Origin of the sequence: Yoonia sp. (assembly GCF_036007805.1) — a bacterium.
Taxonomy (GTDB): domain Bacteria; phylum Pseudomonadota; class Alphaproteobacteria; order Rhodobacterales; family Rhodobacteraceae; genus Yoonia.
Map to the genome: position 1 here is coordinate 22,863 of NZ_DASYOK010000043.1, position 21,404 is coordinate 44,266.

18 protein-coding genes are annotated in these 21,404 nt (G+C 55.4%); 11 read left to right on the forward strand and 7 right to left on the reverse strand.

The window, feature by feature from the left end:
- Positions 1–440: 440 nt before the first annotated feature.
- The 5 genes from VGP75_RS02525 to sauS all read right to left on the reverse strand — a co-directional run bounded on the left by VGP75_RS02525 (position 441) and on the right by sauS (position 6,533).
- Positions 441–1,934, reverse strand: coding sequence for a tripartite tricarboxylate transporter permease (locus VGP75_RS02525; RefSeq protein WP_327542148.1), 1,494 nt, complete (start codon positions 1,932–1,934; stop codon positions 441–443).
- Positions 1,935–1,949: 15 nt separating this feature from the next.
- A complete protein-coding gene (locus VGP75_RS02530; RefSeq protein ID WP_327542149.1) occupies positions 1,950–2,537 on the reverse strand; it encodes a tripartite tricarboxylate transporter TctB family protein in 588 nt (195 codons plus the stop codon).
- 13 nt (positions 2,538–2,550) lie between these two features.
- Entirely contained in the window at positions 2,551–3,501 is a 951-nt protein-coding gene (locus VGP75_RS02535) for a tripartite tricarboxylate transporter substrate binding protein (protein ID WP_327542150.1), read from the reverse strand.
- Between the two features lie 102 nt (positions 3,502–3,603).
- On the reverse strand, positions 3,604–5,127 hold the full coding sequence (locus VGP75_RS02540; protein WP_327542151.1) for an AMP-binding protein: 1,524 nt from the start codon (positions 5,125–5,127) through the stop codon (positions 3,604–3,606).
- Complete coding sequence (sauS, locus tag VGP75_RS02545; RefSeq protein ID WP_327542152.1) at positions 5,124–6,533, reverse strand: acylating sulfoacetaldehyde dehydrogenase; 1,410 nt, start codon at positions 6,531–6,533, stop codon at positions 5,124–5,126. The genes VGP75_RS02540 and sauS overlap by 4 nt, the downstream gene beginning before the upstream one ends.
- A 98-nt stretch (positions 6,534–6,631) precedes the next feature.
- On the opposite strand from sauS, the gene VGP75_RS02550 reads away from it, so the two are divergent.
- Entirely contained in the window at positions 6,632–7,663 is a 1,032-nt protein-coding gene (locus tag VGP75_RS02550) for a LacI family DNA-binding transcriptional regulator (RefSeq protein WP_327542153.1), read from the forward strand.
- Positions 7,664–8,397: 734 nt separating this feature from the next.
- On the opposite strand, the gene VGP75_RS02555 is transcribed toward VGP75_RS02550, so the two are convergent.
- Entirely contained in the window at positions 8,398–9,255 is an 858-nt protein-coding gene (locus tag VGP75_RS02555) for a DMT family transporter (protein WP_327542154.1), read from the reverse strand.
- 421 nt (positions 9,256–9,676) lie between these two features.
- Positions 9,677–10,015, reverse strand: coding sequence for a tetratricopeptide repeat protein (locus VGP75_RS02560; RefSeq protein WP_327542155.1), 339 nt, complete (start codon positions 10,013–10,015; stop codon positions 9,677–9,679).
- 502 nt (positions 10,016–10,517) lie between these two features.
- On the opposite strand from VGP75_RS02560, the gene VGP75_RS02565 reads away from it, so the two are divergent.
- From VGP75_RS02565 to VGP75_RS20575, 10 genes are all read left to right on the forward strand, one after another.
- Positions 10,518–11,681, forward strand: coding sequence for a hypothetical protein (locus tag VGP75_RS02565; protein ID WP_327542156.1), 1,164 nt, complete (start codon positions 10,518–10,520; stop codon positions 11,679–11,681).
- Positions 11,669–12,121, forward strand: coding sequence for a toxin-activating lysine-acyltransferase (locus VGP75_RS02570; RefSeq protein ID WP_327542157.1), 453 nt, complete (start codon positions 11,669–11,671; stop codon positions 12,119–12,121). Before VGP75_RS02565 ends, VGP75_RS02570 begins: the two co-directional genes overlap by 13 nt.
- Positions 12,118–13,239: a cupin-like domain-containing protein gene (locus VGP75_RS02575; protein WP_327542158.1), complete on the forward strand. Its 1,122-nt coding sequence runs from the start codon at positions 12,118–12,120 to the stop codon at positions 13,237–13,239. The genes VGP75_RS02570 and VGP75_RS02575 overlap by 4 nt, the downstream gene beginning before the upstream one ends.
- 164 nt (positions 13,240–13,403) lie before the next feature.
- Positions 13,404–13,754: a hypothetical protein gene (locus VGP75_RS02580; protein ID WP_327542159.1), complete on the forward strand. Its 351-nt coding sequence runs from the start codon at positions 13,404–13,406 to the stop codon at positions 13,752–13,754.
- Positions 13,755–13,817: 63 nt separating this feature from the next.
- Positions 13,818–14,501, forward strand: a complete 684-nt coding sequence (locus VGP75_RS02585; protein WP_327542160.1) for a hypothetical protein — start codon at positions 13,818–13,820, stop codon at positions 14,499–14,501.
- Positions 14,502–14,524: 23 nt separating this feature from the next.
- A complete protein-coding gene (locus VGP75_RS02590) occupies positions 14,525–15,853 on the forward strand; it encodes a M16 family metallopeptidase (RefSeq protein ID WP_327542161.1) in 1,329 nt (442 codons plus the stop codon).
- Positions 15,853–17,217: an insulinase family protein gene (locus VGP75_RS02595; protein WP_327542162.1), complete on the forward strand. Its 1,365-nt coding sequence runs from the start codon at positions 15,853–15,855 to the stop codon at positions 17,215–17,217. The genes VGP75_RS02590 and VGP75_RS02595 overlap by 1 nt, the downstream gene beginning before the upstream one ends.
- Positions 17,214–18,872 carry a peptidase domain-containing ABC transporter gene (locus VGP75_RS02600; protein WP_327542163.1) on the forward strand — a complete coding sequence of 553 codons (1,659 nt, stop codon included), beginning with the start codon at positions 17,214–17,216 and terminating at the stop codon, positions 18,870–18,872. The genes VGP75_RS02595 and VGP75_RS02600 overlap by 4 nt, the downstream gene beginning before the upstream one ends.
- A complete protein-coding gene (locus tag VGP75_RS02605) occupies positions 18,872–20,197 on the forward strand; it encodes an HlyD family type I secretion periplasmic adaptor subunit (protein ID WP_327542164.1) in 1,326 nt (441 codons plus the stop codon). Before VGP75_RS02600 ends, VGP75_RS02605 begins: the two co-directional genes overlap by 1 nt.
- 609 nt (positions 20,198–20,806) lie before the next feature.
- Positions 20,807–21,205 (forward strand): competence protein CoiA, encoded by a 399-nt coding sequence (locus VGP75_RS20575; protein WP_414727760.1) that lies wholly within the window; start codon positions 20,807–20,809, stop codon positions 21,203–21,205.
- The last annotated feature ends 199 nt before the right edge of the window (positions 21,206–21,404 follow it).

Here is a 21,404-nt window from a genome sequence, read left to right on the forward strand (position 1 = left end):
GAAAAAGTCGGACGATACAGGATAACGTTTGACGTACATCCCCTACTAATCCCCTACTAATGACCCTACCCTGTGCACGGCTTTTATGGCACTGGACCGCCTGGACGCTCTCGGGTCACGGCCTCTCTCGGGCCAACTTCGAAAGATGGATGGGATGGGTTATTTTTCAAATTCAAAACGTGGCTAGAGTCGCTTGCATTCTTTCTGCGACTCAAAGCCCCACTCCGTTGGTCAGTATCGGGCGATTGGTGAGTTTCACTAAATTCAGACCCAGTGGAAGCACCAAGAAGCGGCACTTCCACAAGCTGACACCGGGAAAAAGCGTTTGCCGGAAGTCTGATTAGCGTACAATGCGCTCTGGCAGGTTGACCATTCTCCTTCTCAAGTTCCTGTATTCACGGGCCACAGGCAACTTGTGGAAAACCATTTTCTTGCGGAAATTATTCCTGCCTGCGTAAGGCGCGCTTCAGACCTGGTGCCAGCGACCACAAAATAAATATAAGGGCGAAACCCAATATCGTAGCGCTGATGGGGCGGGTGAAAAACACTGTCCAGTCCTGCTTGAAGTTTGCCATGGATGTCAGGAAATAACGTTCTGCCAAGGGGCCTAGGATGACGCCGAGAACCAAAGGCGCCGATGGAAATCCAACCCGCTTCATTCCCCACCCCAATACCCCGAAGGCAAGGCAGACATAAACATCAAATATGTTGTTGCGCACCCCGAAGGCGCCAACGACGCTTAGTACGATGATAAAGGCCGCGAGAATTGCGGGAGGTGTCCGCATCAGGGTCGAAAAGAGCTGGGCTACACCGATCCCGGCAAAGATCATCAGAATGTTGGCGATGATCATAGCGGCGAAGATGGTATAGACCATCGTGGGGTCCATGATGAACAAAAGCGGTCCTGGGCTGACCCCGTGCAACATCATCGCGGCCAGCATGATCGCGGTGGCGGCACTTCCAGGGATGCCCAATGTCAGCAGCGGGACCATTGCGGCACCCGTCGTTGCATTCTTGGCGGCTTCGGGGGCTGCAAGGCCTTCCTCTACCCCTGTTCCAAACTCGCTGCCGCGTTTGGAGACCTGCTTTTCGATGCCATAGGCGATCACGGCACCTGGCGTGGCACCCGCGCCTGGGATCATACCAATAAGGCAGCCGATTCCGGTGCCACGTGCAATCGCCCCTTTGACATTGAGAATGTCACGAAATTTGGCCCCGATCGCTTTGCCGCCTGTTTTCTTGGGTCTCAGGTCCCTGTCTGTGGCCAAAAGGTCGATAACTTCACCAATGGCGAAAAGGCCAATCATCACCACAACAAAACGAATGCCGCTTTCCATTTCGGGCACGCCAAAACTGAACCGGGCCTGACCGTAAAGGGGATCAACACCGACAGTCCCAATCGCGATGCCGAGCAAGAGCGAAACCATCGTGATGACAGGCTGATCCTTGGCGATCGCAATCACGCTGACCAGCCCCAGCAAAGTCGCTGCAAAGAATTCAGGCTGCGAGAATTTGAGCGCAAAACTGGCAAAAGGAGCCGACAGAAATGTCAGCACCAAGGCACTGACAAGCCCGCCAACCGCCGAGGCGGTCACAGCAATCGTCAATGCGCGTTTCGCTTCGCCACGCTTGGTCATCGGGTATCCGTCCCAGGTGGCGGGTAAAGACGCGGGTGTGCCGGGCACATTGATCAGAATGGCCGATATCGAGCCGCCAAAGACGCCGCCGACGTAGATGCCGCCCAGAAACAGCATCGACTGCGTTGGTTCCATGACATAGGTAAACGGCAAGGCCATCGCCATGGCGTTGACGAATGAAATACCAGGCAATGCCCCAGCCACCACGCCGACCAGAAGTCCGGTCACGATGGTCATGAATGCCCAGAATTGGAATGCGGCCAGAAACCCGCCGCCAAGAAGTTCTAACGCAGCCATGGTGTTTCCTATCCGCTAGTAGATGCCAGTTGCGCGCAGCAACCAGATACTGAAATTGTCGAAGACACCGTAGCCTCGCGGCAACGGCATCAGCGCCAGGCCCATGAACAGCCACATCAGACCAATCGTCCCGATCACGGTGACCGGAATCAAGACCAAGACGTTTCGAAGCCCGCCAAACAGACACCAGATCATGATGAAAATGGTGGTCGTGACCGCAAAGCCGAAGACTGGCAGGGACCAGCCATAGGCGATGATCAACAGCAATCCGATAAGGGCTTTGCCAAAATGATAGTGGTCATCTTCGACCGGAAAAGACAGCGTCGGCCGACGGCCCGCCGCGCCAAGCGCCCAGACATCACGTGCAATCCACAGAACACAGAACACCGCCATGGCCATCAGGATCGCTTCTGGCCAAGCTGCCGGGCCCAAACCTATCGTGCTTGCTGTCTGATCGCTTTCGAACATGAAGCCGGGCAGGATCATGGCCATCACCAAGAGCCCGAGCGGCAAGAGTGTCGGCAAAAGAAGGCCAAGTCCGGGGGGGAGCCTCCCCCCGGTCCTTGGCGTCCGGTACTGCTCCTTGTTTTGGATCGACGCCATGATGCTTGCCAGCCTAGTTGGCGAGCTGTGCGGCAATCAGGTCGCGGAAGTCGCTGACCATGGCTTGTGCCGCTTCACCTGTGACAGGCGTGATGCATGAATAGGTCTTTGTACAAAACGCCCGCCATTCGTCTGACGCGGTCGCCGTCGCAACGGCTTCTGCAAGTTTTTCAACGATATCGCTCGGTGTTCCGGCGGCTACAGCGATGCTGCGGTAGTTATCAAGACCGGATATATCGATGCCGAGTTCAGCCGATGTCGGCACATCGGGGAATTCAGGATGACGCTCTGCGGCGAAGACGACAACCGGGGTAAGTTGACCGGCTTGTATAAATTGCGCGACATCGCCGGGTTCCTCGTAGATCGCAGATGTATGGCCACCGATGGGTGATGCATAGCGTTCGGCGGGCGCCTGAAACGGCACGTTTTCCATTGCGATACCCGCATTTGCCAACAGCTTCAGCGTCACATCGTCCTGTGTGCCATAACCGGACGTCGCTACTGTGATTGCGCCAGGATTTGCTTTTGCGAATTCAAAGAGGGCCTCGGCTGTCTGGTGGTCACCACGCGATGGCACAAACAGGAACGAAGGCGAGCTCTGCACGACTGCGATCACTTCGAAATCCTCGGGTTTGTTGTCGCCAAGGCCAGAGGCCCATGACGCCACCGTCAGCGAAATCAGCGTACCCATGGTATAGCCATCGGCGGGATTGGTGCGTAGCTGTGTCAGACCGGCGTTGCCCGACGCACCACCAACGTTGGACACAGGGATCGGAGCGCCCAGTGGACCTTCCATCAGTTGCGCCATTGTCCGGCCCATCAGATCCGCGCCACCGCCAGGACCAAAGGTCACGATCAGTTCTATCGGACGGTCTGGGTAGCCTTGGGCCACAGCGGCCCCACTGATGGCCATCGCGCTCGTCAATATGGTCGCGCTAAGGGCAAGTTTTCCAAAAAGTTTCATTATTTAGTCCTCCCATTTGTTTTATCTTCCCGGATTGCCATTCTGGCCTTTCCGGGTTTGGTTGCGCGGCATCCCTCTCCTCCAAGAGTTATACCGCATCGATCAGGCGGTCATCTCAGCCAGCCTTAATCGTTGGATCTTGCCAGATGGTCCTTTAGGCAAATCTTCCAGTATGTGGATCACGTCGGGGCATTTGAATTTGCCCAGTTTCTCCATACAAAGCGCAAGAAGCTCGGATTGCGCGACGGTGGCCCCGTCCCGCAGTCTGACCGCGGCTTCGACCCGTTCGCCATAACTGGCGCAGGGGCGTGCAAAGGCCGCAGCCTCAACGACATCCGTATGGGTGTAGAGCACTTCGTCAACTTCGCGTGGTGCGATATTTTCCCCGCCCTTGATGATCAGCTCTTTCAGGCGACCGGTGACAAAAACATAGCCGTCAGCGTCAATTCGTCCCAAATCGCCGGTACGGAGCCAGCCTGTTTTGGTGAAAGTCGCGCGTGTCGCTTCGGGGTTCTTGTAGTATTCAAGCATGACATTCGGGCCACGAATAGCGATTTCGCCTTCTATATCCGCGCCCAGCAGTTCCTGCTGGTCTGACAGGATCGCGACCTCATTGCCATAGGCCTTGCCCGGCGATCCGATCTTGCGCAACCCCGGCGGCAACGGGTTTGACAATATCTGCGCCGCGGTTTCCGTCAGGCCCATAGTTTCAACAATCGGGATGCCGAAACGCTGCTCGAACGCCGCCTGTGTCTCAACCGCCAGCGCAGAAGAGGCAGACCGGCCAAACCTGATACGGGCTTTGGTTGCAGCGTCAGGATCCGTTTCGCCATGAAGCAGGTGCGAAATGATGGTCGGCACAACCGAAAACCACGTGACCTGTTGCTCTGCGCAGATCGCCCAGAACCGGCTGGCCGAGAATTTTTCGCATATGACAACCGAGCCGCCCGCGATCAGAGGGCCCATGACCGTCACGCAAAGACCGTTAATATGATAGATGGGCAGCACGCAAAGCCCACGATCACGCGGTGACAGGTCATGCGCCAAAACTGTGGTCCATCCGCCTGCCAGCAGGCTGGCATGCGTATGCAATACACCTTTGGGTCGCCCTGTTGTGCCCGAGGTATACATCAAAAGCGCATGATCCGACGCCGACAGGTCTGCCAGTGGGCCGTTTGGTGTGTCATCGGGCCAGGAGATGCTTTGTCCGACAATGACCGTGCGCGGATGGACGTCATGCGCAGCGGCGGCGGCGGTCAGCAGGTCCACCTGATTTTCGCCGACCAAAACGACAACAGCGTCGGAATGGGACAGGGCATAGCCCATCGCTTCTGCACCTGCGACAAGGTTGATCACTGCGGCCCGAAAGCCACCGTAAAGCACGCCAAACAGGCACAGGATGCTTTGGCGACTATTAGGCAACATCAGCGCAATGCTATCACCCTTGGATAGGCCCATGCCCGCGAGCTTGCAAGCAATGCTTGCAGCCTGCATACGCAGCTCCCGCCATGTCAGCGGGTCTGCATCGAGGAAATAGTGGCTGATATCAGCGCCCTGTTCGTCAGCGCGCCGGTCAACCCAGCTGCGAACGGTTCCCTTGGGGGGGGATTTTTCCGTGGCACTCATTTCCCGGCCTTATCCCAATAACCCGCAAAAATATCGGCAAGGCTTGGCTCGCGCGCAGCGATCGGGCGGACCACCTTGGTGCGCTGCATGAAATGTTTCCAATGCAGGTTGTCGTCAATAGAATTGCCGCCCCAGCTGCCGCACCCCATCGAAAGCGAGAATGGCAGGCCGTTTTCAAATGATCCGCCGGTTGCAAATGTATGCGCCTGGTTGACGATGACACGGCAGGTCGGCATGTGCCGACCAAGTGCGACAGGCCGATCCATATCGGCAGTGTGCAACCCAATCGAATGGCCCGCCCCCTGATACGCCAGAACACGCTTTGTTATTGCGACGGCATCGTCATAATCGCGGGCACGGTAAAGTGCCGCAACCCGGCTCAGTTTTTCGCCCGATAAAGGGTGGTCAGGTCCGATGCCATCCGTTTCGACCGCGATGAATTTTGTGCCCGCCGGGACTGACCCTGTCAGCCCCAGTTTTTCGATCAAAACATCCGCGTCCTTTGCGATAACTTCGCGGTTCAGGTGACCGTCGGGCCAGAGCTTTGCAATAATTCCGGGGGCTTTCGCGGCAGGAACCAGCGCCCCGCCCTCGGCCGCCATCGCTGCGAGAAAGGCATCATAAACCGCATCGACGACAACTAGCGCGTTTTCCGAAGAGCACGATGTCGCGTTATCAAATGTCTTTGAAGCGGCGATTTTTGCCGCCGCCGCCGCAAGATCGGCGGTTTCATCAACGATTACCGTCACGTTTCCGGCCCCGACACCGACCGCAGGCGTCCCACTGGAATAGGCGCGGCGTACATTGTCCTGACTGCCCGTGACAACCGCAAGATCCGCCAGTTCAAGCAGGCGCTGGGTATCCGCCTTTGTGCCCGGAGGGGGGATCATCTGGACCAGCCGCTTGTCCTCGCCGATCTTGTCGAATTCCGCGTGGATAAACCCGAGCAACATCTCACAGCAGCTGACGCCCTTGGGGGAAGGGGACAGGATGATCGCGTTACCGCATTTGAGCGCATTGATGACGTTGTTTGCAGGTGTGGCCGCGGGATTCGTCGAAGGGACAACGGCCCCGATCACGCCAAGCGGTCGGGCAATTTCGGTGATCCCCGTTGCGGCATTGTCGGACAGGATTCCAAAAGTCTGTACATCCGCGATATCGCGCATCAGCCCAAGCGTCTTGCGGTGGTTTTTGATTATCTTGTCGGGGACATTTCCAAGGCCCGTGACCTCTACGGCAAGTTCCGCCAGCATCCTGTTCCGCACAGGCTCCATGATGGCCCATGCGGCGGCTTGGGCCGCACGGTCATAGCGCGCCTGACTCCCATGCGCCTCATAGTCCGCCTGTGCCGCACGCGCCTGTGACATCAATGCATCAACGCGGCTGGTTGTGACGGAAATCGACATTCAAAGCGCTCCTGCTGATCATCTGACTATCCAAGGCTACGGGATGAAAACAGTATTGCAAACGTTTTCATAAAATTATAAAACCAGACTGAATTATGATGAAAAAACAATCGTATAAAGTAGATATCCTTTCGGTAGCAAAGGCTGCGGGTGTTTCTGCTGCCACAGTATCCCGCGTGATGAATCATCCTGATCTCGTCAATCCGACAACCCTCAAGAGGGTCGAAAAGGCGATTCGTAAAACCGGTTACGTGCGCAACCGTGCCGCCCAAATGATACATGGTCGGCGCAGTGCAACGCTGGGCCTTGTCGTGCCGACAGTAAACTATTCGATCTTTGCGGAACTGGTCCAATCGTTCAACGATACCGTAGTCGATCTTGGCTTTACGCTGGTGTTGGCGACCCATGGTTATGACCTCACGGCCGAGTATAAGGTTCTGCGCAAACTGCTGGAACATCGCGTAGATGGGATTGCCCTTGTCGGGCTTGATCACAGCGACGACACATACCGGCTTCTGGCTTCGCAGGATGTGCCTGTTGTTGCGGCATGGAGCTATGCCAAGTCGTCACGGATTTCCTGCATCGGGTCCGACAACCGCGAAGCGGGGCGTGTAGCCGCAGACCATCTGCTTGCGCTTGGTCACCGGCGCATTGGGCTGGTTTTTCCTCCAACACACGAAAACGACAGGGCCCGTGGCCGGCTAGAGGCGGTTGAACTTGCGCTGCGCGATGCCGGAATTGAGATTCCCGACGCATGGCGCGTCCGCTCACCCTATAGCGTGGCACACGCAAAGTCTGTTTGCCACGAACTCTTGAGCGAACAAAAAGGCATTACCGGTCTGATTTGCGGCAATGATATCATCGCGCAGGGCGCGCTGTCGTCTGCGATGCAACTTGGCCTGCGGATCCCGCAGGACCTGTCCATCGTCGGTATCGGTGATTTTGCGGGGTCCGCAGATATGTATCCCGCCTTGTCCACTGTCCAAATTCCGGCGCAGCAAATTGGTATGGAGGCGGGCAGGTATCTTGTTGAAAGTATCGCAAACCCGGACCCGGTAGAGATCGTAAGGCGGAAGATGGAGGTGGTCCTGAAACCTCGCGCAACGACCGGGCACGCTGACGGTGGATGACACCAACTGCACTTTCAAAAATAGCCGAGCCTATACGTCTCGGGTTGGCCGGTTGTGTTGGAGTTAAGGCGGAGGCTCTACGCTATGCTCGGAAATTTGAGACGGTCTCCAAGATCAGTCATCTCGTGCAAGACGTCATGTCGAGGGCTACGCGTTCAATGAAGGAATGGATGGATTATCGAGTTGGATCAATGTCGTAACCGCAGGAGATGCGCAATCCGTTTGCGACGCAATATGGAGGTCCACAAAGTTCACCAAAGCAACCAGCCGTGCAAACACAGCGAATTCACACTTCGTGCCGCCCAGCGGTGATTGCACCCTAGAAAATCGAACGTCCGTTTTAGTGAAATGCTGCAGCATCGCTATGTTAACCAGCCCCGCTGCCCCCAGCAGCCGTACCAAACCCGGTAAACACGGCAAACCCAGGGCACCCCACCCCATGCACGGCTTTTTGGGCTACAAGCCAGTGGGGCGCGCTCGGGTCACCGCCTCTCTCGGGCCACTTCGAAAACATGCATGGATTGAGTAGCCCTGTATACCAAAAGCGGACTTTCAGACAGCTTGCAGCGAAAGTTGGCAGTGAGCCCCAAAGTCAGAAATGCTGCACGATGCACCAAGGTCAGCAATGCCCAGATAGTGACCTTTGCAAAGTTTACGCCGTTTCCCTACAGCGGAAATTCATGCTGACTGCGGCAAACTGCAGGAACGAGCCCAAAGCCGACCTGTTGGTTTTCCTATTTCTGATTGGCCAATGCGTAAAGGTTGGACACCAGAAGTGCGCCTATAACAACCGCACCACCAGCCAACGCCCATGAGCCGGGGTTTTCTCCAATCACTGCCCACACGAGTAGCGGCGCCAATACCGCCTCCAACAGGAAAAGAAGTGAAACCTCGGATGCGCTGATGTATCTGGGCCCAAGAGCGAGAAGGCATGACGCTGCGGCGATGAATGCGCCATGTCCCAAGAACAATGGCCATTGCGTTTCAAATGGCTCGGCTGGTGAAACAAATAATCCGATCACAATCGCGGCACCGATGAAGGCAATTGGAATAGCTGGGATCATCGATGTCGCTTTTACCGTCCGTAAGGCTGTTAAAGCGGCTGCCATTGCCGCAGAAACGTAGCCGGCCCAGATGTCCCCTTTCCACGAAGCAGTCTGGGTTGAGCTGGAACCATAGACGATGATCGCTAGTCCAAGGATTACTGCAACCATGGTTAATACCATGCGCGCGCGAATGGGTTCGTCTAGAAAAATGCGGCTGAAGACTGCCGCAAATATGGGCATAGTGGCCAAGATGAACACGACGTTGGCCACGCTTGTATTGGCAACAGCTAGGACAAAGGCCGGTGCCGTCGTTGCTATCAGCACGGTATAGATCAATCCCGGCCAGCCAGTTCGTAGAACAGCTCGAAAATCCTGTAGTCCCCGAATTAACAGCAAGGCCAGGAAGACAAAGACCCCTGCAGTCAAAGCTCTCCAGAAAGCTGTGACCATTGGTTCAGCCTCTATCACCTTTACAAAAAGCGAGTCTGGCACCAACAGCAAGATGCCGAGTGTCGTGATAACCAAACCTTTTAAGTGATCGCCCATAATGCAGAATATCCCGCGTCTAGCCAGACTGCGTTCATCTACCGGAACAGCCTAGAACACTAGATCAAACATGTGTCGTTTCCTCAGGACAGCAGATTTTGGTGCGATTGGCCGCAGCAAACCATGAATAGCGTCCCGATAGTCTGCACCAAAATCATATTTGACCTGTAAAAATGCTGCAATGCGCTTGGATGGCCGGTTTGGGGAGCCACAGCGCAGCATCAGTGAGGCCAATGCACGGCAGGTTTGGGCCGTGAGCTGTCCTGTCCGCTCACTCCCCCACACATTCACCAATGCCTCCCGCATCACATCGTTTGCATGTCGGCGTCCTTTGGACGAACAAGATCAAGGTCTTTGGCGTAGATTTCGGGCGAGATGTCCAGACAGGATTTGATGGCATTGGTCGCGTCTTCTTGGTGGTCTAGCGCCGCATGGCTCGCGGCCAAGATAAAGTGCGCGAAAAACCACCGCGGCATCCGGTGGATCGCGCGCTCCGCCCATTCGTTGCCGTAGCGTAATGCCCGGCCATGTCGTGCGCCAACGCAAGACCCAAAAAGCGGAAGAAAATGCTTGGGTCGAGAGGACTCGAGCGGATGGCGATTTCCTGATTGGCCATGGCCTCGTCCGAGCGTCCAAGGATGCCGAGCAACGTGCCAAGGCTGCCATAGGCCAGCGAGCAGTTTGGGTTCAGGGCGACGGCGCGTTCAAATGCGGAAAGGGACTCGTCGGTTTTGAGCAGCCCCCAGCAAGAAATCTCCATAGCCTATTGGGCATCCTCAGCCATCATCAAACCGAAGCGATCTGATCGGCTGTACTTCGCGAACAGGGTTCAGTTTTATGGCAGGATTGACGACCCTGGTTTCGGACTCCGCTCAAGTCGGCGGATTGAATCCGGCTTTGCCTCAATCAAGCAAAATCCTCCTCAGGTTGCAGTCGGTCCGGCATTCCCGGGGCATTGAATTTAACTTGTGGTATGTTGTCGCATGTCGATCATTCCCGACAGGTCACCCGCCCGATCATGCAAGCGTTAATTTGCCTAAAGCAACTGCTTCCAGCCTAAAGCATACTGGTTTTGAAGGATTTTTGGGGCTGCTTATTGAACTGCGAATGATCCGGAATGTTTGACCGTATTTTTGATTGCTCCAATAAAATCAGGCCTCTTTCACGGATTTATCCCCGGTTGACTGTCCAATGAATTGGACCTTAATGTGCCCTCGAGATTTTATTGAAGTTGACTTCATTTTTAATTTGGCGTGTGCGTCATGGACGATTTTTCTTTCTGGTTGCAAAATCACGGTCTTACCACAGACTTCGTGAATGATATCATCCAAGCCAGAAATGCTGGCGCTTTGGCAGAGGTGCCGGCTCATTGGTCATCTTTCTGCGCTGATCAACTGCAGGATGAGCCCGCAATTGACCGCCAGCATGCGTTCGACGCGATCGTACGTCCCGCGCTGTGCGAACTTCTGGACCCGAGCGCGCGACGCGGACTTGATCCGCAGCTTGGACAGGTCCTTTTTGACTGGCGTACCCCTGACCAGATTGATGCGCCACACACTTTCCGTCACCCGGACACGCGAACGCTGCACATCGTCATGGCATGGCAGGGCACTCCCAATGATCTATTGTGCCTCGCGCACGAAACCGCCCACGCGGCACAAATGATCCTGAGCAATGATGATCACATGCCGCCGGTCGCGCGCGAAACATGCGCTTTTCTGGGCGAGCTTTGCGTGATGCAACATGTCTACCATTATGATCGCGCCTGTTTTCAGTCGCTTATGCATTACTGGTTTGAGGACAACGGCCGCTATTTTGGCCAGGACTGCGCGGCGATTGTCGCAGGTCTGAAAGCGCCGCAAAGCCCCTATCACTACCGGTTGAACTATCCGCTTGCACGCCTGTCGGCGGTCTGCATTTTCAACGACCTTGCAACGCAGCCTGACGAAACCGTCCAGCGGATCAAGGACATGTTTGCAAGCGGCAAGAATGGCATGACGCATTTGCCGCTTGAAACGCTCGCAGGGTTTGCAGATGCACTGGAAAACTACCTCCCACCCTTCCCACGTTCTGAGCCGTCTGCATTGACTGCCTATCAGTCAATTGGTGCCATGGCGCTGCTTGATATTGATTTCTACCAAGGTCGGTCAGAGCAGAAGATCGGCGATTACTATCAGGAGGTCCTAGAGAACCTGCAGAAACAAACCGCCTTTGTTGCGTTGCGGCAGGATCAGCGGCCGATCGGATATGCAACATGGCAAAGTGATCCACAGACCAATCAGGTCACGCTGACCCATCAGACAGCCCCCTTTGGTGATCACCTGGCTTTGCAGCGAACCCTGCGCCAGAGGTTTGGCGCGAACGTGGCCGTTTGCGCGCACCACAGTCGCAGCGCCCGAAAGGAGCAAGTCACATGGCAACATTAGATTACTATGGATCGGTTGGTTACGCCACAGAGCTACTGGCGCAGTCAGAATATCACAGCAAGCAACCTTTGGGTGATTACTTCAGAGCCGAAATCCTGCCCGCCTTGTGGGCAAATCAAGCGCGCTTTTACGTCACCGACGACGGCCTGCCCACTGCTATGGTCACATGGGCATGGCTGTCAAACGACATCGAAAAAGAGGTCCATCACACTGGGCGTGCGTTGATGCAGCACGAATGGAATTGCGGTGAACACCTGTTTTTCAACGACTGGGTGACGCCTTACGGCAATATTCGCGAGGTCATGAACGATATGACACACAACATTTTCCCCAACCACATCGCAACCAGCTTGCGACGCAACCCCGACAACAGCGTGCGGCGCATCAATCGCTGGACCGGCGTCAACCTGCGCAAAACCAGGCAAGAGGCTGTGGCATGAACATCGCATACCCAGAGCAAAACTTTCAAACGCCAGAGGCAACCGTGGCGGGCTTTATCGGCCTGTTGCAGGGCGGTTTTGAAAACCCTGAGAACCGCAAAGGCACCGTGCGTTTTGCGGTCCCAGAACACCCACATCTTGGCTTTCGCGCAAGGTTCGCAGACACATTGCTGATAGATCGCCCTGAGTCAGACTATGACGCAGACACCGAAATGGTTTTTCCGATCAAAACACTTGAGAGGATGTTCCGGGAATTCGAATTCCTCGACTGGCGCAGCCCGGACATTCTGGGAACGATGAAAATCACCGGCGATCTTGGGCTTGCCTTTGTTGTCGGGTTGTCCTGCCTACGGCCAAGCAACTGGACCCAAGCGCGCCTGCGCAAGGCAGAACGGCTCCACCGTGCGAAAGGCTATCGTGACCTCACGCAGATCCCCCGCCTGCACCAGCCCAGCCAGATGCAGCTTTTGAAGGCAATGGAGGACAGCCTTCCGGTCATTATTACGGGGCTGGAGCCCGATCCACCCTGCCGCGACTGGACGCTCCAGCGGCTTATGGACCGCTATGCGGATGTCGTAGTTTGTGTGCGCTCGGACGACCAGCACCTGACTTTGCGTGAATTTGTCGAGGATATGAGCAAGTTTGATGCGAACCCGGAACTGGTCATGTCTGAAGGCCTGTTCAAACCATATACTGAAGGGTCCGCACTGCCCGTAGAGATGTGGGACGACTTCGGCCCTGTGTTCTTCAGCCGCGAGGACTTTATCCCGCCGCAACTGTGGTTCGGGTCTGTACGCACGGATATTCCCGCAACCCACCTGCATCGCGATCCCCTTACGGGTTTCCTGTTTCAGATCATGGGCAAAAAACGGCTGGATTTGTATTCCGCGGATCAAGCGGACAGCCTTTATCCCCTCAAGGCCTATAACAACTATCAACGTTGCTGGTTCAAACCCGAGGCCCCTGACTATGACATTTACCCGGATGCAAGAAACGCAAAGTGTATTTCGGTTGAACTGATCCCGGGCGAACTTTTGGTACAACCGGCCGGTTGGTTCCATCAGGTCTACACCCTGGACAGTCCGACAATGTCAGTAAGCTATTTCTGGCGATATTAGCGCCGACCCCGAATACGCCTTTGTTATGGCAACAAGGCGTAGTCGGCGGGAAGGAGTTACAGCTCCCCCCCGCCATATTGAGCCGCCGGGCAAAGGAATGTTCGGCAAACACCAACAATGAGCAATTAGCACATCCTGCTCACGTGGCAAAGGAACACACGCAAATGTCAAACGTTTACAAATCGGCATTCAACGACCTCAACAGTACCGTCAGCTTTGGCGGTGGCGGTGGTGGTGGCGGCGGCGGCGGTGGCGGCAACAGCCGCAACACATGCACCGCCAGCGATCCACGCGGCACACGCAACCAAACATTTGCCGGGCCTGCGCCAACCCGCTCGGCGCCCAACAACAGCAACGTGTCCGCGATGTGTAATTTGGGACGCTCACTCTCTGCAGCTGGTCAGGCCCAGTCAAACCGGGGCGGCCGTGCAGGCGCCATCGGCGGTGCGGTCGGCATCGTCGGCGAAGGCATTGCATCGGTTGCATGCCCCGCATCCGGCACCACCCGCTGGTAAGAACCGCCAAAAGACCGGTCGGGCATTTGCCCGGCCGGCACCTCATTCATAAGGGAAGCAACAATGCTTAGTTTTGACGCCTTCGGAAAATCGCTACAGCTTATCAGGTCATACCCCATCCTGTTGGGCATCTTGTTGATCGTTTTCGTCACTGTTGACTGGGTGGTTGGTTTTGCGCCGGGACCTGCGGGCACAGCCACGGCTGGGCTGGTCTATCTGGTCATGTTTTCATTTGTTATCAGCCTGTTCGCGCTGCAAAACGGCATCCTTACTGAGGGCAGCGTCACAAAAGAAGTTGCCCTGCGCCACTTCGCGTCGGCCGCCCTGCTGATGCTCTATGTGGTTATCGCGGCTGTGCTGTTTCTCTCGGCCGTGGTTCTAGCACTTGATATGTTTGGGATAGACACTGTGCGCTTCGCAGAGACAGGCTTGGCGGTTTGGGTCGTTTCCGTTCTTCTCAACTGGGTGCTCTTGCGGGCAAGTACGCATATACCCGTCTCGCACGCACAAAAGCCGCTCAGGAAATCGCTGATCGAAGGATGGAGAATGTCACGTCGGTTCAACAAGGAAATGATACTCATTTCAATTGTTCTGTCATGTTTGTTTACTGGTCTGGTGATGATCCAGAATGACACAGTGGGGCAGGTTATCTCGGTCGTTTTGAGCCTAATTGTATTGTTGTTTACTGCGTCATTTCTCGTGATGGCTGCAAGGCAATTGCACGTTGATACAGACAAACCAGTCTAAACTTCTCGTCAAGGGAAAATAGAATGATCAGAGTTGCTCTTACCGGATTGGCAGGAAAGGTTGCGGCTGCAATAGGGCATAGGTCTTTGTGGGCAATCACTGCCGTTTTGGTTGCAGTCTGCGGATTCATCGCGTTTACCCCGCCGCACTCTGCGGCCACGCATCTTGTCAACGACGGTCAGGATCGCGTGACCGTCAAGGTGATCTTTCCCACTGCAGAAGGTGCGCCCGGGCTGTTGCATTACACAGAGCATCTTGCCTGGCTCAATGCGATAGGCGGCGCGCGCAGTGCAAATCAGCATTCGAATGCATGGACCAGCAGCCATGCGGTTGCTTACTGGCTTAGCGGGACCACCGATGATTTGCCGCAGTTGTTGACGCGGCTGAAAAGGATTTTCGATCCAATCGAGCTGCCTGAAACCTTTGCACTGGAAGAACGGGACATTGTGCTGCGTGAGTATGACTTTGCCCTTGCCGGCAATCCCACCGCCCAAGCATCCGAGGAAATGAACGCCTTTCTTTATGAAGGCAGCCTGCTTGGGCGCTCGATCATCGGGACGCGCGACGAAATCAGATCGTTTACCTATGAAAGTGCGATGGCACTTCACGCAGCCACCCATCAACCCGGCAAGGCAACGCTTATCGTCACGGGCGACCTAAGCAATCGGCAACTGCAGCGTGCCCTGCGTAAAGCAGAGTGGCCGGACATCCCCCGCGAGGCACAAACCCTTGCGCCGATTGAATTTGAACCGGAACAGCGGGCGGAACGCGTTTTCACTTTTGCCAATGACGACGCGACACCACGCCTGATCTGGCGCCGTGTTGTCGACCTACCGGAGCGGATGGACTTTGACCGTCTGGAAGCACACACAGCTCTCTTGCGTGACATCCTTGATACAAACCTGCCCGGTGGCCTTGCTGGGCCGCTGCGGTTTGACGCCCCCGTCGCCCGGCACTTCAACGTCAATATCTGGCCAATTGACGACAACAGCATCGAGATCAGCTTTTCAGCGACCCCGGAAACAGGCGTGCAGATCGCGGACCTGCAAGAGGCATTCGAAACAACACTCGCGCAGCTTGCAGAAGGCGGTATTCCACAGGAAACCTATGACCGTGTCTTGGGGCGCTTTGATGATTTCTGGCCCAACTGGGAAGACACCGACGAAACGGCGGACTGGATGGCCGGCTATGTCATAGACCGCGTCTCTTTCCAGCGAGAACCCCTTGATCAATCTGCGCTCAAGGCGCTTGACGGTGATTTTTCTTACGTAACGACCAACCTTCTTCTCAGCCAGTTTGTAACAGACGGGCGTACCGCGATTGCCTTTATCGGGCCAAAGGACACTTTTTGATGATCCGCACACTCACATTCGTGGCAGCTTTTTTCGCGCTTGCGGCATGTCAGGATGGCACCCTGCAGGCAACTAGCCAGACAAGTCCCGGTGGCACCGCCTATACGTTGATCACTATGCCTGACACCGAAGATGTATCCATCCATGTCGCTTGGTCCAGCGACTGGGGGTATCGCGCAGACACCAACAAGGCCGCACCCTATATCGGCATGCAGTTGATCCTGATGGGCGGTGCGGAGGGTTTCGAGGCCGGAGAGGTGGGCGAACTTTTTGCCGACATGAACTCCGAGGGCGACATCTATGGCGCCGCCAACGACAACGTCATTGGCGAATTGACGTTCGCGAGAGATCAGATCGACCGGACCATCGAAATCGCCAATGCACATCTGCGCGCACCGGCTCTTGATCAGGTATGGTTCGAACGTATCCGCGATGATCTGACAGAGAGCATGACAGCAGCGCAGGCACAGGCCGCGCACGCAAGCTTTGATGCCGCGAGATGGGCGGTCTTTGGCGAGGCACCTATGCGCAACGCCCTGTCTCTTGACGACCCGGCGACGTTCTCGGACGTTTCGCGCGCTGATATCGTTGCATGGCATCAAAGCACAATCACCCGCACACCAGAGGCCATCGTTGTGACCGGCGCAATTGACGCAGACGCCGCCGGCGCGGCGATTGATGCGCTTTTGACAGGTTTGCCCGAAGCAGCACCCCAGCTCCCCCGGGAGATTTCCATTAATTTGTCACCACGCCGCATCCTGTTGCACATGCCTGATGCCACCGTCACCAATCTTGCCTTTATTGCGCGACTCCCCCCGACCAGCCAAGGCGGCGAGATCGAGGACCTGATCCTTGTGCATGCTCTGGGGGGTGATGATCAAAGCGTCCTTTTTGATGCCGTGCGTACTCAGTTGCGCGCGACCTACGGCTTTGGGGCGGGCATGGCGAACTACAGCCGCAATCACCGTATTCTTTTCATGACAGGCGAGGTCGAGGACGCAAAACTTGCCGATGCCGCGCAGGTTGTCCGTGATGCATATGCCGACTTCAAGCAGACCGGCCCGGAAGGCGAACTTGCGGACCGCAAGCAGCCGCTCAACACAAGCTTCACCGGGCTTTCGGAGTTCGTGATTGATCTGGCCAGATCGGAAATTCAAAGCGCGCTGGACGGTTTTCCCGTTGGGCGCTCACTCGCTCTTGTCGAGGAACTGGCCGAGGTCAGTGACACGGATATCATGAACCGCCTGACCGATGACTTTCCCGGACCGGATGATTTCATTGTGATCGCCGTATCACCCAACGCCGACGCACTGCCCGGCGCTTGCGTTATCACGACCCCATCGCAAGCCGCCGGCTGTCCATGACAAACAGGAATGAGAATTCCGGCGAAATACCGCTTTCATGGTTTGGCAAAACGCTTTGGAAATTTACACCGCTCTATCTTGAACTGATCTTTCTCGCGATTTGTCTGCGGTTGATTGGCCTGGTTGAACCCTTTGTGTTTCAGGTCATTATCGACCGTATTCTGCCCTTCGAACGCGAAGCTTCGCTGCTTGTTGTTGTTGCTGTTTTTGCGGTCGTAAGCCTGTTCCAGCTTGGTTTTCAGGTCTTGTCCGAGCTTTTGGGAATGCTGACCGCAAACCGGGTAACGCGCGAATTGGGCGCGCGCATTTTTGAACATCTGTTCAAGCTGCCTTTCAGCCATTTCAGGAAATGGTCGGTCGGCGAAATCATGGCCCGTGTCAGCGAAACAGACACGATCCGCGCTTTTCTGGTGGGTACGACAACAGGCGTTTTCCTCGACCTGATCTTTGTAGTGATCTACATCGCCGTGTTGTTCATGTTATCACCAACACTGACCTGGATCGTTCTGGCCGCGCTGCCCATCCAGATCCTGATCTATTTTGCCTTCGGACCATTTCTACGGCGACGGCTGCGCACGCAGTTCGATGCGGGCGCGGCACACCAGACCCAAATGGTCGAAAACATCTCGGGGATTGCGTCGGTAAAGGCGTTGAGCGCCGAAAATAAAATGCTGGAGCGGCTCGATCAGACGCTTAATGAAACCCTGAACGCGTCCTACCGCGTCGGCATCCTCAATATCTGGAGCGACAAGCTCCTGTTTGTCGTTGAAAAGACGATCACCATCAGCATCATCTATTTCGGCTCGCAACTGGTGTTTGCCGGTGAATTGACCCTTGGCCAACTCATCGCCTTTCATCTGCTTGCCGAAAGGGTCACCGGCCCCATCGAAAATTTCTCCAGCTTGTGGGAAAGCTGGCAGAACGTCCGTGTATCACGTCAGCGCATGGGCGATGTTGTGAACACGCCAATGGAAGCGTTTGACCAACTTCCAAAGCTGCCTGCAAATGTTGCGCCACGACTCCGGTTCCGATCCGTGGATTTCGCCTATAACCCGGCCGTGCCAATCCTGAGGAATTTCAATTTTTTGGCCGAACCCAACACCCTGACGCTGGTTGTAGGCCCATCTGGTGTTGGTAAATCAACCTTTGGTCGGCTTGCCTCCGGAATTGATGTTCCCAACTCCGGCGATGTGTTGCTTGGCGATGAAAACATCGCCGACTATGAACCTAAAAGCGTGCGATCGCATATCGCTTACGTGCCGCAAGAACCTTATCTGTTTTCGGGGACCTTGCGCGAAAACCTTGTCCTCGGTGAGGAAACCGCCACAGAGGAAAGGATCGTCTGGGCCTTGCGGGTTGTGGCGGCTGATACGCTGATTGCGCAACTTCCATTGGGTCTTGAGACAGACGTTGGAGAACGCGGCTCCGCGCTTTCGGGCGGCCAGCGACAACGCATCGCGATTGCCAGGTCGCTTATTCATGGGCCCAAGGTGATCGTTCTGGATGAGCCCACCAGTTCGCTGGATCAAGAGGCGCAGCGCCGCGTGGCATATGAGCTTCAGAAAATGAAAGACGTCGCAACTCTCGTTATCATCACCCACAACCCGGCCAACTTTGAAAATCCCGATCAAGTCGTCGATTTCGGAGCACTGTAATGGCAGTTTATTCGGAACCGATGAAAATCACCTCTCCCACGTTGCACGCAACGATCTGGTTCACGATGCTGGTTTTCGTCGTTATCATCGTCTTGTCATTCGTCTTTCGGGTCGAGGTCGTGGCGCGCGGCGAAGGCCGTGTTGTTCCGATCAGCCGGGTTCAGGTCGTACAGCCCGAATTTTCAGGGCCGATCACGGCTATAAACGTGCGAAACGGATCGACAGTTGCGCAGGGCGATGTGCTGATTGAACTCGACCAGACAGAAGCGCTCGCCCATTGGGGCACCATTCGCGCAGAGACCGAACGCCTGCAAATAGAGATGGCACGTATCGAAGCCAATGTCGGGGCATTGCGCCTTGATATGACAGACCCGAACTTCGCTGAAACGGCGCTCGCCTTGTTTGAGATACCGCTAGAACTGGAATCACACCAGTTCACAACCGAGCAGCGCCGGCTTTTTGAGGCCCAAATTGATGATCTGCTCGCGTCATTTGCGCAAATTCAGGCGCGTGAGACTGCCAATCTGCGGTCAGAGGATATCACGAATGCCAATATTGCACGGGTGAGCGCGGCGCTTGATATTCAGACCGAACGGTTTGCTATCACCGAGCGGTTGTTGGAGCAAGGGACCGCCAGCCGTGCGTCGTTTCTGGATGCCCAGCAAGCCCTTGCAGAGCTTGAGCGCGAAAGGGACGTCTATCTGCGGGAACTTGACCAGAAAATCGCTCAAGGCGCGACGCTACTTCAGGAACGCAGGCGCATTGTCACCGAACTCAGAAGCAATTTCCTTGATCGCAGAGCACAGATCGATTCCCGTCTTGCAACACTCGCCCAAGAAGCTGACGCCGCGCAGCGCCGTATTGACGCAGCAACCCTGACAGCGCCTGCGTCCGGGATCGTCGACCAGTTGTCTGTCTTTACGGTAGGTGGCATCGCAGAGGTAGGGTCCGAACTCATGCGAATTGTCCCGACTGATGTCGAAGTCGAAATTGTCGGCACTTTCAGCAATCAAGACATTGGTTTCATGGAGATCGGGCAACAGGTAAACATCAGTCTGGACGCCTACCCCTCTGCTCGATTTGGTTTCTTAAAGGGCAACCTGTCCGATATCTCTGCTGACTCGACCGAAGTAACCACAGGCCAATGGGGCTTTGTCGTCCGCGTTACCCCCGAAAGGCCCTACCTTGAGACTGGCGAAGAGCAATTCGCACTACGGCCCGGCATGACCGCCCGGATTGACGTGACCACCGGAGAAAGACGGATCATCAGCTATTTCTTCGCCCCGATTGTCGAAACCCTGCAAGACTCAATGGGCGAAAGATAGTGTTGGGATGTTCGAGAATTTTGGATGCGATGTGACATCTTTAATCCAGGTCCTGACCCTATAGCGTATTAGACCGATCAGTTCACCGAACACCTAGTGCTTGATTAACTTCCGGTATAGCAGGATGACAGATGTCCTCGTGCGGAGGCAAAGCATAAACCCCTTAATGGAGTCGGCTCAGAATTATCAGGTCCGGACCTGTCGCGGATTGATGTCGCTCCTCGTTTGCCGCTCGCGGTTGCGGCGATAGGACAGTTCAAATACCGCCCCCAGTCTGGCTTTCAATGACCGGTATTGCGACAGAGACTGCCACCCATCAATGAGTGTGCTACATCTGCAAATGAATGCTGCACCAGCAAACATTCGCAAGGGCAACGGCAGGTTTGTCCAGCAACTCGTCCACGCGCACTTGGAAAATGCTGCGCGATGCACGAAAGGCTGGTCTGGTGAAGCTGCGGCGCGGCATCCGATTGTTAAGTGGAAGTCGGCTTCGGACCGATCTTGCATATTTGTCGTGCGTAAGTTGGCTAGGTTCGGTAACGCGTGCCCGCAGTTCAGGTCTGCGGACAATGTATTGAATGCTCGAGAGTTGGTGACCACATTCTTTAGATGAGATTTGCAATTTCCAACAACACTCGACTCGACGCCAATCCAGGCGCTAGTGGGAAGTGCCCAGCATGTGGGGCAGAAATGGTAGCGAGATGTGGATCACGAAGGGTCTGGCATTGGTCGCATAGGGGAACCAATCATTGTGATCATTGGTGGGAGCAAGAAACTGAATGGCACAGGAACTGGAAGGGCCGCTTCCCTAAGAGTTGGACCGAAGTCGCGCAACATGCGCCATCAGGTGAACGGCACATCGCCGACGTTAAGACAACCAGTGGACACGTCGTTGAATTTCAGCGTTCCCACATTGATGATGCAGAAAGGTCTGCGCGTGAGCGATTTTACGAGCAATTGATTTCGGTTGTTGACGGTTTGAGGCTGAAACGAGATCGGAAGTTCTAGGACAGGGTTCGGTTAGGGCAAACGGTATCGGGTCGTTCAGATCGGATTGTTTTCAATGCTGAGGGTTACCAAATCACCCATAGATGGATGAAGAGCCGAAACATAGTCTCCTTAGATTTTGGTGAGGATGATCTTTGGTGTGTTTCGCCGCATCGAAACAACTGGCAATCCTTCGCAGTGCAGATTCCCAAGACTCAGT